Consider the following 13,016-nt stretch of genomic DNA (forward strand, 5'->3'; position numbering starts at 1 on the left):
CGTTCTGGGGAAGCGTCGGGCCCGCCGGCCCAGCCGTCAGCCTAAAGCTGCGACGCTGCCGCCATGGCGCACTGCGAGCAAGTCCCGACGGCCGCCTTGACGGTGGACAGCGTCCTGTCCCGGATGCGCGCCCTCGACGCTTCGCTGCCCGCCCGGGACGGCCTCGCGGTCTTCAACCGCGTCTACCTGGCCGTCACGGAGGCCGTCGACCGGCACATCGACGGCGGCCGGTTCGCGGACACCGCCGCCGCTACCGCGCTGGACGTACGGTTCGCGGAGCGCTACCTGGCCGCCGTGGACGCGGCGGAGGAGGACCGCCGTCCGCCCGCGTGCTGGCGCCCCCTGTTCCAGTTCCGCCGCCATCCCGGGGTACGGCCGCTGCAGTTCGCGCTGGCGGGCATCAACGCGCACATCGGCCACGATCTCGCGCTGGCCGTGGTGGACACCTGTCGTACGCTCGGCTGCGAACCGGTCGAGCTGGAGGACGAGTTCGACCGCGTGGGCGATCTCCTCGTCTCGCTGGAGGAGCGCATCCGCGACGAGCTGATGCCCGGCCCCGACCTCCTCCAGATCGCCGACCCGCTGACCCATTTGCTCGGCTCCTGGAGCCTGGAGCGCGCCCGCGAGGCCACCTGGGCCGCCGCCCGCGCGCTGTGGGCGCTGCGTCGGCTGCCGGACGTGGCCGGGGAGTTCACCGAACGGCTGGACGCGGCGGTGGGCTTCGCGGGCCGCATGCTGCTCACTCCGCTGCCGGACTGATCCGGCCGATTCCCGCCGTGCGCACGACCGGTGCGCATGACCGGTGTGCGCCTCCGGAACAGGCGCACGTTCGTTGTACGTTGAAACCGGCTGGCCCTCGGGCAACATCGCACCCCGACTGCGAAGGAGCACCCGGCATGACGACCCCACTCGGACTCGGTCTCCCCCAGATGCGGCAGTACGACATCGGCAAGGACGTCCCCGACGTGGCGCGCGCGGCGGAACGGACGGGCTACGAGAGCCTGTGGGTGTTCGAGCGCGCCCTGTTCCCCGAGCCCGCGACCCAGGGCCTGTACGGCGTCGAGGGCCTGCCCTGGCCGGACACCTACCGGAGCGTGGCGGAGCCGCTGGTCACCCTCGCCCTCGCCGCCGCGGCCACCGAGCGGGCCCGGCTGGGCACGAGCGTGCTGGTCGCCCCGCTGCACGTGCCCTTCCAGCTCGCCAAGACGCTGGCCTCGCTGGACGCGGCGAGCGGCGGCCGGGTGGTGGCGGGCTTCGGCACCGGCTGGTCGCACGACGAGTACGCGGCGGCGTCCGTACGGCCGTTCGCCGAGCGCGGCGCCGCCCTGGACGAGCTGATCGGGGTGTGCCGGGCGGTGTGGGGTCCGGACCCGGTGGTGTACGACGGCGAGGTCACGAAGATCGCGTCCGCCGTGGTCGGCCCCAAGCCCGCCCGGCCGATCCCGATCCTGCTGGCGGCGGGCGACAGCGGCCGGGCCCGGCGCCGGCTGGTCGACCACGCCGACGGCTGGCTGCCCACCGGCATGGGCGCCGAGACCGTCGCCGAGCAGTGGCGGCAACTGCGGGAGCTGGCCGCCGAGCGGGGCCGCACGGAGCCGATCCGGACGGTGCTGCGGGTCAACGCCCGCTACAGCGCGAAGAACTACGAGGGTCCCGGCCGCCGCCCCTTCCAGGGCGGCGTCGACCAGATCGTCGAGGACCTGGCCGCGCACGCCGAGATCGGCCTGGACGAGATCCTCATCGACGTGCAGGGCACCACGCGCGACGCCGAGGAGCTCAAGGACGTCGCCGCCCTGGTCTACGAGAAGGCGAGGGCGGCCGGGGTCTAGGCCCCCGGCCGGAGGCGCCCCTAATCCTCGGGGAGTTCCACCGGCGCGATCTCCTCGTACAGGTCGCCCGGGCCGGGGTTGGTCGGGTCGGTTTCGCCGCCGAGGTGGTGCATGACCCCCCAGACCGCGTTCAGCGCGGTCTGGACGGCGCCCTCGGCCCAGCCCGCCGTCCAGGAGATGTCGTCGCCGGCGAGGAAGATGCCCCGCTTGTCCTCGGGCAGCTCCTCCTGCATGAAGTGGGTGAACAGGCGCCGCTGGTAGCGGTAGTGGCCGGGCAGGTTGGCCTTGAACGCGCCCATGAAGTACGGCTCGTTCTCCCAGGAGACGGTCACCGGGTTGCCGATGATGTGCTTCCTGATGTCGACCTTCGGGTAGATCTCGCCGAGTGACTTCAGCATGACCTCCATCCGCTCGTTCGCGGACAGCGGCAGCCACTTCAGGCTGTCGTCGCACCAGGTGTAGGAGAGGCAGATGACGGCGGGCTTGTCCGGGCCGTCGTCGAGCAGGTAGGTGCCGCGGGTCATGCGGTCGGTGAGCGTCATCGACATGACGTCCCGGCCGGTGTCCTCGTCCTTGTCCAGCCAGAAGGGCCGGTCGACGGGCACGAAGAGCTTGGAGCTCTCCATGTAGTGGGTCCGCTCGATCGCGGTCCAGTGGTCGATCGGGAAGAGTGAGTCGTCGCAGGCGATCTTGGAGAGCAGCATCCAGGACTGGGCGGTGAAGATCGCCGCCCGGTACGTACGGATGTCGCCGTCGGCGTCGGTCACGGTGATGCGGTTGCCCGCGGTGCGGTTGAGCCGGGTCACGGCCGGGCGGGGGTCGCCGTCCACATGGAGGGACTTCAGCGAGGTGCCGTGCGGCCAGTGGACGATCTTCTCCGGCTCGCGCTCCCAGAGCCTGAGCGGCAGTTGCTGGGAACCGCCGACGATGCCGCGGTGGTGGTCGTCGGCCTCGGTGTAGACGACGCGGAGGATCTCCAGGATGGAGTTGGGGAAGTCGGTGTCCCAGCCGCCGGTGCCGAAGCCGACCTGGCCGAAGATCTCGCGGTGCCGGAAGGACTTGAAGGCCTCGGAGTCGCACAGGAAGCCGTAGAAGGTCTGGTTGTCGAGCTTCTCGACCAGCTTCGCCCAGATCTCGCGGATGCGGGGCACGTCACGCTCGCGCAGGGCGCGGTTCATGTCTGTGAAGTCGGCGCCGTCCTCCAGGCACTTCGCCCAGGCCTCGGCCACGTCCCGGTAGACCTGCGGCAGGTCGTCGAGCGTCTCGGCGTAGTGCGACTCGCCCTTGAGGTCGACGACGGTCGAGGGGGTCGCTTCGGCCAGCGGGTTGGGAAAGGCCCTGGTCTCCAGGCCCACCAGGTCGATGTAGTGCTGCAGGGCGGTGGAGGACGGCGGGAAGCGCATCGCGCCCATCTCGGCGGTCAGCGAGGGGTCGCAGCCGTCGAAGCCGACGGTGCGCAGGCGGCCGCCGATCCGGTCGGCCTCGTAGACGACGGGCTTGAGACCCATCTTCATCAGCTCGTAGGCGGCCACGATGCCGGACAGGCCGCCGCCGATGACGGCGACCTCGGTGCCGTGCTCGGTGGCGGGTATCTGGCCGAGGCCGGCGGGGTGGGCGAGGAAGTCGTCGTACGCGTACGGGAAGTCCGGCCCGAACATGGTGATCGGCGGCTGCTGCTCGTCTGCGTGCTCGATCGCGTTGGGCACGGTGGACGTCATGGGGTACGGGCTCCTTGCACGGGTGGAACGGAGGTCGGGACGCGCGGTCGGGGGGCTCAGGCGAGGGCGCCGTACAGCCCGGGGCGGCGGTCCCGCAGGTACGGGTTGGCCTCGCGCGAGGCGGCCAGGAAGGCCGGGTCGACGTCGGCGAGGACCAGCTCCTCGGCGTGTCCCGCCCGGGCGCGGGCGACGCCGTCGGGCCCGGCGAGGGTGGACAGGCCGACGAACTCGAACTCGCCCTCGTGGCCGACGCGGTTGACGTACGCCAGGTACATCTGGTTCTCGAAGGCCCGCACCGGCACGACCGACTCGGCGACGAACTGGAACGGGTGCATCTGCGCGGTCGGGACGAGCAGCAGGTCGGTGCCGGCCAGGGCGTGGGCGCGGACGTTCTCCGGGAACTCCACGTCGTAGCAGATCATCAGGCCGACGGTGACGCCGTTCAGCTCGGCCTGGACGACGGGCCGCTCCCCCGGCGTGAAGTGGTCGCGTTCGAAGCAGCCGAAGAGGTGGGTCTTGCGGTAGCCGGCCAGGCGGGTGCCGTCGGCGGAGATCAGCTGCACGGAGTTGAACACCCGCTCGCCCGCCCGCTCCGGGTAGCCGTAGGCGATGGCGAGTCCGTGGCGCCCGGTGATCTCGGCCACCGCGTCGGCCGAGTCGCCGTCGGCGGGCTCGGCGAGGACGCCGATCTCGTCGCCGACGGCGTATCCGGTCAGGAACAGCTCGGAGGTGACGAGCAGCGCGGCACCCGCGGCGGCGGCGCGGCCCGCGGCCTCGTCGAGGACCTTGAGGTTCTCGGCGGTGCAACCGGGGCGGCCGGAGCTCTGGAGCAGGGCGGTGCGCATGCGTGTTCCTCACCGGAGGGAAGGGGGTCGGAGGGCCAGATAGACGGTACGGTCGGCGGACTCGGCCGGACAAGACGGACCTGTTGCGCGCCGGTGAGCGGATCGTTGCGTGCGCCCGGCACCCCACGGCGATTCGTTGCGCGCTCCCCCCGAGTCCCGGCGTGCCCTCCCCTTCTGCGCCGCCCTGCTGCTCACCGCCACCACGGGCGCGGCCGTCGTCTCCGGCCCGCGCGGCAGCCCGCACGACGGACCGCCCCGGCGGGAGGCCGCCGCGCTCACCGGCACCGCCCGGCCGTACCGGTCGGCCGGGGACGACGGCAGCTCCGCCCTCGCGGACCGGCACGACCTGCTCGGCCACCGCTGGGAGGTCAGGAGGGAGACCGGCGGCCTCGGCGGCGCGCCCTCGCGGCCGCGGCCGTAGTCCGGACGGCACCGGCCAGCAGTAGCGCCGTCAGGACGTACGGCACCGCCGACAGGGCGAAGGCGGTGCCGTGGCCCCACGCCGTGGCCGCCGCCGCGTAGGCACCGTAGGTGGCGAGGTTGCCCAGCTCGGTGCCGAGGCCCGCGACCGAGGTCAGGGTGGCCCGCCCGGTGTCGTCGATGCGCTGCTGGAGACGGGCGTCGGCCAGCACGGTCGCCAGCTGGAAGCCGCCGAAGGCGAGCGCGACCAGGAGCAGGGCGGCCGGTGTGCCGGCCAGGCCGCCCACGGCCAGGGCGAGCGCGGAGGCGGTGAGCAGGGCGGCGAACCCGTCGGTGGTCAGGCGCTCCGCCGCACCGGCCAGCAGACTGCCCGCCGTGGCCCCGGCCCAGATCACCAGCAGCAGCCAGGGCACGGTCTGGGGTGCCACGCCGGTGTCGCTCGCCAGCAGCGGGGTGTACTCGTCGAGGGCGCCCCACACCGAGGTCACGGCCGGTACGAGGAGCAGCGCGCCGCGCACGGACCGGTCGGCGCGGGCGTCGGCGAGTCCCGCGCGCAGGGTCGCCGACCAGCGCTCGCCGTCGCCGGAGGGCGTGCGGTGCTCGGGGAACCGGGTCGCGATCAGCGCCCCGGCCAGACAGGCCAGCACGCTCGCCGCGCCCACCGCGTCGTAGCCGCCCCAGGCGAAGACCGGACCGGCCAGGCCCATGGCGGACATGGTCCCGGCGATGCCGATCGCCCGGGCCCGGCCCATGACGCGGGCGTAGCGGCCGGCCGCACCGGCCCGGTCCAGTTCGTCGTAGACCAGCGCCTCCAGCGCCCCCGAGCCGAGCGCGCCGCCGGCGCCCCACAGCACGAAGCCGAGCGCGAAGGCGCCGTAGGACGGCAGGAGCACCCACAGGGCGAAGCCCGCGGCGGTCAGCAGCGGGCCGAGGATCAGCAGCAGCCGCCGGGAGACGGCGTCGGCCCAGGCACCGGAAGGCACCTCCAGCAGCACGCCGGTCAGCGACCACAGGGCGAACAGCGAGGCCGTCTGCCAGACGGACAGACCGGTGTCGGCGAACAGCAGCGCGTACACCGGGTAGAGCAGGACGAACTCGTCGCAGAACGCGGAGGCGTACAGCGTGCGCACGAGCCGGCGGACACCGGCGGGCGCGGCGGCGGCACGCTCGCGCGCGAGCGACGGCGAGGGTGAGGGTGAGGGTGAGACGGTCATGAGGCCTTCCCGAGGGGGCGGATCGGACACCGGAGGTACGGCGTCCGGGGCGGCCCTCGGGAGGCGGCGCCACGGGTGACGCGGGTGGATCAATGTCGTCGGCTCATGGCACCGATGCTAGACGCCGGCCGGCCTCCTGCCCACCGGGTTATGCGGGCGAGCCCGACGAGAAGCGCCGCAGCAGCGGCGAGAGCACCAGCACGGACTTGGTGCGCTCCACGAACGGCTCCCCGGCGATCCGCTCCAGCACCCGCTCGAAGTGCCGCATGTCGGAGGCGAAGACCTGGGCGACCGCGTCCGCGTCCCCGGTGACGGTGGACGCGGCCACGACCTCCTGGTAGCGCTCCAGGCCGCGCTGGATGGTCTCGGGCGAGGTGTTGCGGCGGCAGAAGATCTCGACGAAGCCCTCGGTCTCCCAGCCGAGCGCGGCGGGGTCGACCCGGACCGTGAAGCCGGTGATGGCTCCGGTGGCGCGCAGCCGGTCCACGCGCCGTTTCACGGCGGGCGCGGAGAGGCCGACCGACTGCCCGATGTCCGCGTAGGAGCGGCGGGCGTCCTCGGCGAGGGCGTGCACGATGCGTTCGTCGAGATCGTTCAGCACTGCGGGTCGTTCACTTCACTTCTGGTGCGTGCGGACCTCGGAGGGGTCCGGTGCGGCGAGTCGGGAGTGGCGTTGGCCGTACACGAAGTAGAACACGAGCCCGACGGCCATCCAGACACCGAAGACCACCCAGGTGACGGTGGACAGGCTGCCCATCATCCAGACGCAGAAGCCGAAGCCCAGGGCGGGCAGGACCGGCGACAGCGGCACGCGGAAGGTGCGGCGCATGTCGGGACGGGTCCGGCGCAGCACCACGACGGCGACGTTGACCAGGGCGAAGGCGAAGAGGGTGCCGATGCTGGTGGCGTCGGCGAGCTGTCCGAGCGGGATGGCGGCGGCCAGCACGCCGCAGAACAGGGAGACGATCAGCGTGTTGGCACGGGGCGCCCCGGTCTTCGGGTGGACCTTGGAGAACACCTTGGGCACCAGCCCGTCGCGGGACATGGCGAACAGGACGCGGGTCTGGCCGTACAGGACGGTCAGGACGACGCTGGCGATGGCGACGACCGCGCAGAAGGCCAGCAGGGTGCCCCAGAAGCTCTGCCCGGTGACGTCGGTCATGATCTGCGCGAGGGAGGCCTCGGAGTCGGTGAAGGTCCGCCAGGGCTTGGCTCCGACGGCGACGGCGGCGACCAGGACGTAGAGCACCGTGACGATGACGAGGGACAGCATGATCGCGCGGGGCAGGTCGCGCTGGGCGTTCTTGGCCTCCTCACCCGCGGTGGAGGCGGCGTCGAAGCCGATGTACGAGAAGAAGAGCGTCGCACCCGCCGCGCTGACCCCGGCCATGCCGAGCGGCATGAAGTGCTCGTAGTTGCCGGAGCGGAAGCCCTGCACGCCGATCGCGCAGAACAGCACCAGCGCCGCGATCTTGACGACGACCATGACCGTGTTGGCGCGGGCGGACTCGCGGGCGCCGCCGAGCAGGAAGGTCATGGCGAGGAGTACGACGATCAGTGCGGGCAGGTTGAAGACGCCGCCGTCGCCGGGCGGTGCCGACAGGGCCGCGGGGAGGGTGACGCCGATGGTGCCGTCGAGCAGCTCGTTCAGGTACTCGCCCCAGCCGACGGCGACGGCGGCCACGGACACGCCGTACTCCAGGACCAGGCACCAGCCGCAGATCCAGGCGATCAGCTCGCCCATCGTGGCGTAGGCGTACGAGTACGAGGATCCGGCGACCGGGATGGTGCCGGCCAGTTCGGCGTAGGACAGGGCCGAGAAGAGCGCGGTGAGGCCGGCGATGACGAAGGAGAGCGTGACGGCCGGTCCGGCCTTGGGGACGGCCTCGCCGAGCACGACGAAGATGCCGGTGCCGAGGGTGGCACCGATGCTGATCATCGTGAGCTGCCAGAGGCCGAGGGAGCGGCGGAGGCTGCCGCCCTCGCCCTGGCCGCCCTCCGCGACCAGGCGTTCCACGGGCTTGCGGCGCATGAGGCGCGCGGCCGGCCCCGGGGACGTGGGGGTGGCCGATGTGTCGTGGTGCGGGGGTGCGCCTTGGTCGAGCACGCGTTGACTCCTTTGTCGCTGCCGGTCAGGCCGCCCGGGTGGGCGGACCGGCTCCCGGCGGGCCTGGGGAGCGGCGGGGACCGGCGGGCGCGCTCGTGCAGAACGGGAACCCACCGAGCGGGGTCCCCGCCACGCCACGTACAGCGCAGAACACTACGAGCGGGGCGGTGCCCCGGTAATGCAGCAACCTTGCGCGTTCGAGCACGATCGTTGCGTTCCACGGGGCAGCGCGGGTGTTCGTTGCGCGCGGGGTGCGGGGCGTTGCGCGCGGGGTCGACGGACGGCGGATCGGGCCTGGTCAGCGACCGTGCCGGGATCTGGCCCGGCGACCCGGCGGAGACCGGTCAGCGATCGTCCGGTTCGCCCGCGACGGCACGTGCCTCGGCCGCCTCCGCGGTGTCGAAGCCGATCTGTCCGGGCCGGTCGCGGGCCTCTTCCTGGGCGTCGATCCAGCGCGTGTGCGCCTCCCAGGCGGCCTGCTTGCTGGTGCCGAGCGCCGCCCCGATCTGCGACCAGGAGGCACCCGCCTCGCGGGCGGCGCGGACGGTGAGCTGGCGCCCGTAGGCGGCCTTGCGGGCGACCACCTCGCTGAGCGCGAGCAGTTCCAGGAGCTGGGGGCGGTCCAGGGCCTCGGCGTCGCTGCCGAATCCGGCGAGGGACTCGCGGGCGCGCAGTTCGTCGAGACGGGCCACCGCGGTCAGCAGGGTGTGCTCCGGCTCGATGCTCTGGGGTGTCGTCATACGCCCAGCGTCGCGTCAGGTCTGCTTGACGTCAAGCAGACCTGACGCGACGACGTCCGGATCCGGACACGCGGACGGATCCGGACACGGGACGGCTCCGGGCGCGGGTGCGGTTCCGGGTGCGGGTGTGGTGCGGGTCAGCTCCAGCTGGCGTGCAGCGGCTTGCCCTCGGCGTAGCCCGCGGCGCTCTGGATGCCGACGATGGCCTTCTCGGCGAACTCCTCCAGGGAGGCGGCACCGGCGTAGGTGCAGGAGGAGCGGACGCCCGCGATGATCGAGTCGATCAGGTCCTCGACGCCGGGCCGGGCCGGGTCCAGGAACATCCGCGAGGTGGAGATGCCCTCTTCGAACAGCGCCTTGCGGGCCCGGTCGTAGGCCGACTCCTCCGAGGTGCGGTTGCGCACCGCGCGCGCGGAGGCCATGCCGAAGGACTCCTTGTAGGCGCGGCCGTTGGCGTCGTGCTGGAGGTCGCCCGGGGACTCGTAGGTACCGGCGAACCAGGAGCCGACCATCACGTTGGACGCGCCGGCCGCGAGGGCCATCGCCACGTCGCGCGGGTGGCGGACGCCGCCGTCGGCCCACACGTGCTTGCCGTACTTCTTGGCCTCGGCGGCACACTCCAGGACGGCGGAGAACTGCGGCCGGCCGACGCCGGTCATCATCCGGGTGGTGCACATGGCACCCGGTCCGACACCGACCTTGACGATGTCCGCGCCGGCCTCGATCAGGTCGCGCACGCCCTGGGCGGAGACGATGTTGCCCGCGACGATCGGGACCCGCGGGTCCAGCTCGCGCACCACCTTCACCGCGTTGATCATCGACTCCTGGTGGCCGTGCGCCGTGTCGATGACCAGGGTGTCCACGCCCGCGTCGAGGAGCTGCTTGGCCTTGCCCGCCACGTCGCCGTTGATGCCGACGGCGGCGGCGATGCGGAGCCTGCCGTTCGCGTCGACGGCCGGGGTGTAGAGGGTGGCGCGCAGGGCGCCCTTGCGGGTGAGGATGCCGGCCAGGCGGCCGTCCCGGTCCACGGCGGGCGCGTAGCGCCGGTTGGCGGCGTCGAGGGTGTTGAAGGCCTCGCGGGGGTCCAGGTCCGCGTCGATCAGGAGCAGGTCCTTGGACATGACCTCTTCGAGCTGGGTGAAGCGGTCCACCCCGGACAGGTCGGCGTCGGTGACCACGCCGACCGGCTTGTGGTCCTCGTCCACGACGACGCCCGCGTTGTGCGCGCGCTTGGGCAACAGGGCCAGCGCGTCGGCGACGGTCTGGTGCGGGGCGAGCACGATCGGGGTGTCCAGGACGTGGTGGCGGCCCTTCACCCAGGAGACGACGTCGGTGACGACCTCGATCGGGATGTCCTGCGGGATGACCACGAGCCCGCCGCGCCGGGCCACCGTCTCGGCCATCCGGCGGCCCGCGATGGCGGTCATGTTGGCGACGACGAGCGGGATCGTGGTGCCCGTGCCGTCCGGGGAGCCGAGGTCCACGCCCTGCCGGGAGCCGACGGCGGAGCGGCTCGGCACCATGAACACGTCGTCGTACGTCAGGTCGTACGAGGGCTGGATGTCATTCAGGAAACGCACGTGCTGCACATCCCAGTCGATCAGAGGTGGCCCCCGGACAGGTCAGCCAGGGGGAAAGAGCACGTACTTCATTCTCCCATGACGGGTGGCCGATAATCCCCGGGCAGATCATCCAGGCTGGTCAGCGGAGTCCTTGGAGGAACCTCCAGGGCCCAGGGTGACGAAGAGTCCCGGACCGCGGTCGGTGGCCTCGGCGAAGACCTCCTCGGCCACGGCCCACTCGTCGGGCCGCGCCTCGGCGTACGCCCGCCAGCCCTCCACCACGAGGACCAGACCCCGGCCGGCCGCTCCCTCGGGCCACACGGAGGGGTCGGCGAGGGAGTCGGCGAGCGCGTCCCAGTTCCGGCCGAACCAGTCGGGCAGCGCCAGGTCACGGGCGCAGCGGTCCATCAGGCCCGCCTTGTCCGTGACCCCGCCGAGGTCCAGCGTGACCACGAGCCGCCCCGCGGAGTCCTCGGTCATCTCGCGCACCCTTCTTCCCGCTCTTCCGGCTCTTCCGGTCCCGCCCGTGCCGCCGACGGCCCGTCAGATCCCGTCGGGATCGGCGCGGTTGAGTGTCGACTTCGGTGCCGACCCCGCCGTCATCAGGTAGTCCGCGGCCGACGTGTCCGTCACCAGGCTGGTGACGAGGCCGGAGCGCAGCACCGCGTCGATCGCCGCCGCCTTGCGCTGCCCGCCCGCGATCGCGACGACCTCGGGGATACGGCGGAGCTGCTCGGCCTTGACCGTGATGCACCGCTCCCCCAGGTCCCGCCCGACCCGGCGGCCCTCGGCGTCGAAGAGGTGCGCGGACATCTCGGCGGCGACGCCGAGCGAGGCGTAGTGCGCGCGCTCCTCGTCGCTGAGCATGTCGTGCACCGTCGAGATGCCGGGCTCCCAGGAGCCGATGGAGACGCAGGCGACCGTGACCTTGTCGAAGTACTCGAAGGCCCGGGCGATCCCGGTCTGGTGCCGCAGCGCCTGCGCGGTGGCCGCGTCCGGCAGCAGCATCGGCGCGTAGATGGGGTGGGCGTCGCCGCCCGACACCTGGGCGGCGCGGCGGACGGCCTCCACCGAGCCGCGCTCGGCGGTCCCGGCGTCGTACACACCCGTCAGCTGGACCACCGTGCACGGCGGCAGCCGGTCCAGCGCGGCCGCCATGTGGATGGTGGACCGGCCCCAGGCCAGCCCGAGCACATCGCCCTCGTTGACCAGCTCGCCGAGCAGGTCGGCGGCCACCTCGCCCAGGTTCTCCGGGTCGGGCGTCTCCTCGGCGTCCGCCGGGGACTCCACGACCACGGCGTGCCTGAGGCCGTAGCGGGCCCGCAGGGCGTCCGAGCGCTCGGCGTCCAGCTCGGCCGGCACCCGGATCTCGATTCGTACAAGGTCCCGCTCGAGGGCGGTCTCGAGAACCCTGGCCACCTTGAAGCGGCTGACGCCGAACTCCTCCGCGATCTGGATCTTGGACTTGCCCTCGAGGTAGAAGCGGCGGGCCATGGCCGCCGCCTGGACCAGCTCAGCGGGTCCCATCCGCATGGCTGAACGGCCCGCCGACATACCCGACACGGCGATCTCCTCACTGCTGTTCACACTCTGGATACGCCGTTCATCCTTGCAGATTCGGCGCACTTGATCAGCCCTGATGGGAGCCGTTCACTTTCTGTTCCTCAGTGGTCGCAGGACCAGGATGCCTTGGCGGTGGCCGCGTCCGCCTGTGTGCGCAGTGCACGTACCGCTTCGGCCGGGTCGGACGCCCCGTACACGGCGGAACCCGCGACGAAGACGTCGGCGCCGGCCTCGGCGCAGCGCTCGATCGTCGACGCCGAGACCCCGCCGTCGACCTGGAGCCACAGCTCCAGACCGTGCTTCTTGATCAGCTCACGGGTGCGCCGGATCTTGGGCAGCATGATGTCGAGGAACGCCTGCCCGCCGAAGCCGGGTTCAACCGTCATGATCAGCAGCATGTCGAGTTCGGGGAGCAGGTCCTCGTAGGGCTCGATCGGCGTCGCGGGCTTCAGTGCCATGGACGCGCGGGCGCCCTTGGCCCGGATCTCCCGGGCCAGCCGCACCGGCGCGGCGGCCGCCTCGACGTGGAAGGTGACGGATCCGGCGCCCGCCTCGACGTACTGGGGCGCCCAGCGGTCGGGGGCCTCGATCATGAGGTGGCAGTCCAGCGGGGTGTCGGTCGCGCGGGCCAGGGACTCGACCACCGGCACGCCGAGCGTGAGGTTCGGGACGAAGTGGTTGTCCATGACGTCGACGTGGAGCCAGTCGGCTCCCTGGACCGCCTGGGCCTCGTCCGCGAGGCGGGCGAAGTCGGCGGACAGGATGCTGGGGTTGATCTGCGCGGCCATGTCCCCAAGCCTGCCATGCCCTCCGGGGGTGGGCGGCATGGGTACCCCCGGGGTCGGGTGTTCGCCGGCCGGGGGGCGGGGGGGTGTTTGCCGGCCGGCGGGGCGAGGGGTGTTAGCCGACCGGCGGCGGGGCGAGGGGTGATCGTCCGCCGCGGGGGCGGTAGGGGTTGTACGTCGGCCGCGGGCCGGTGGGGGCTGGTCGCGCAGTTCCCCGCGCCCCTGGGGGTGGT

Annotated in this window: 13 protein-coding genes; 3 read left to right on the forward strand and 10 right to left on the reverse strand. The window is 72.6% G+C overall.

Features of this window, described 5'->3' with window-relative positions:
* Positions 1-63: 63 nt before the first annotated feature.
* The gene (locus K7854_RS25435; RefSeq protein WP_226028867.1) at positions 64-759 is read left to right on the forward strand and encodes a DUF5995 family protein; all 696 of its coding nucleotides are present in this window, start codon (positions 64-66) and stop codon (positions 757-759) included.
* 137 nt (positions 760-896) lie between these two features.
* A complete protein-coding gene (locus tag K7854_RS25440) occupies positions 897-1,829 on the forward strand; it encodes an LLM class F420-dependent oxidoreductase (RefSeq protein ID WP_226028868.1) in 933 nt (310 codons plus the stop codon).
* Positions 1,830-1,849: 20 nt separating this feature from the next.
* Here K7854_RS25440 and K7854_RS25445 read toward each other — a convergent pair whose 3' ends face one another.
* Complete coding sequence (locus tag K7854_RS25445; protein ID WP_226028869.1) at positions 1,850-3,547, reverse strand: flavin monoamine oxidase family protein; 1,698 nt, start codon at positions 3,545-3,547, stop codon at positions 1,850-1,852.
* 56 nt (positions 3,548-3,603) lie between these two features.
* Positions 3,604-4,392, reverse strand: coding sequence for a carbon-nitrogen hydrolase family protein (locus K7854_RS25450; RefSeq protein WP_226028870.1), 789 nt, complete (start codon positions 4,390-4,392; stop codon positions 3,604-3,606).
* 136 nt (positions 4,393-4,528) lie between these two features.
* Here K7854_RS25450 and K7854_RS25455 point away from each other — a divergent pair, with 136 nt between their 5' ends.
* Positions 4,529-4,813, forward strand: coding sequence for a hypothetical protein (locus tag K7854_RS25455; RefSeq protein WP_226028871.1), 285 nt, complete (start codon positions 4,529-4,531; stop codon positions 4,811-4,813).
* On the opposite strand, the gene K7854_RS25460 is transcribed toward K7854_RS25455, so the two are convergent.
* The 8 genes from K7854_RS25460 to rpe form a co-directional block, all read right to left on the reverse strand.
* Positions 4,761-6,026: an MFS transporter gene (locus tag K7854_RS25460; protein ID WP_226028872.1), complete on the reverse strand. Its 1,266-nt coding sequence runs from the start codon at positions 6,024-6,026 to the stop codon at positions 4,761-4,763. The genes K7854_RS25455 and K7854_RS25460 overlap by 53 nt on opposite strands.
* Before the next feature lie 148 nt (positions 6,027-6,174).
* Positions 6,175-6,627 carry an Lrp/AsnC family transcriptional regulator gene (locus K7854_RS25465; RefSeq protein ID WP_133888152.1) on the reverse strand — a complete coding sequence of 151 codons (453 nt, stop codon included), beginning with the start codon at positions 6,625-6,627 and terminating at the stop codon, positions 6,175-6,177.
* A 15-nt stretch (positions 6,628-6,642) separates the two neighbouring features.
* Positions 6,643-8,133, reverse strand: coding sequence for an amino acid permease (locus K7854_RS25470; protein WP_226028873.1), 1,491 nt, complete (start codon positions 8,131-8,133; stop codon positions 6,643-6,645).
* Positions 8,134-8,477: 344 nt separating this feature from the next.
* A complete protein-coding gene (locus K7854_RS25475; RefSeq protein WP_226028874.1) occupies positions 8,478-8,873 on the reverse strand; it encodes a hypothetical protein in 396 nt (131 codons plus the stop codon).
* Between the two features lie 137 nt (positions 8,874-9,010).
* Complete coding sequence (locus tag K7854_RS25480; RefSeq protein ID WP_226028875.1) at positions 9,011-10,453, reverse strand: GuaB1 family IMP dehydrogenase-related protein; 1,443 nt, start codon at positions 10,451-10,453, stop codon at positions 9,011-9,013.
* Positions 10,454-10,561: 108 nt separating this feature from the next.
* Positions 10,562-10,915, reverse strand: a complete 354-nt coding sequence (locus tag K7854_RS25485) for a barstar family protein (protein WP_226028876.1) — start codon at positions 10,913-10,915, stop codon at positions 10,562-10,564.
* Between the two features lie 63 nt (positions 10,916-10,978).
* Positions 10,979-12,022: a sugar-binding transcriptional regulator gene (locus K7854_RS25490; protein ID WP_226028877.1), complete on the reverse strand. Its 1,044-nt coding sequence runs from the start codon at positions 12,020-12,022 to the stop codon at positions 10,979-10,981.
* 77 nt (positions 12,023-12,099) lie between these two features.
* Positions 12,100-12,786, reverse strand: coding sequence for a ribulose-phosphate 3-epimerase (gene rpe, locus K7854_RS25495; protein WP_226028878.1), 687 nt, complete (start codon positions 12,784-12,786; stop codon positions 12,100-12,102).
* Positions 12,787-13,016 lie beyond the last annotated feature (230 nt).

Source organism: Streptomyces hyderabadensis (assembly GCF_020404845.1).
GTDB classification, from domain to species: Bacteria; Actinomycetota; Actinomycetes; order Streptomycetales; family Streptomycetaceae; genus Streptomyces; species Streptomyces hyderabadensis.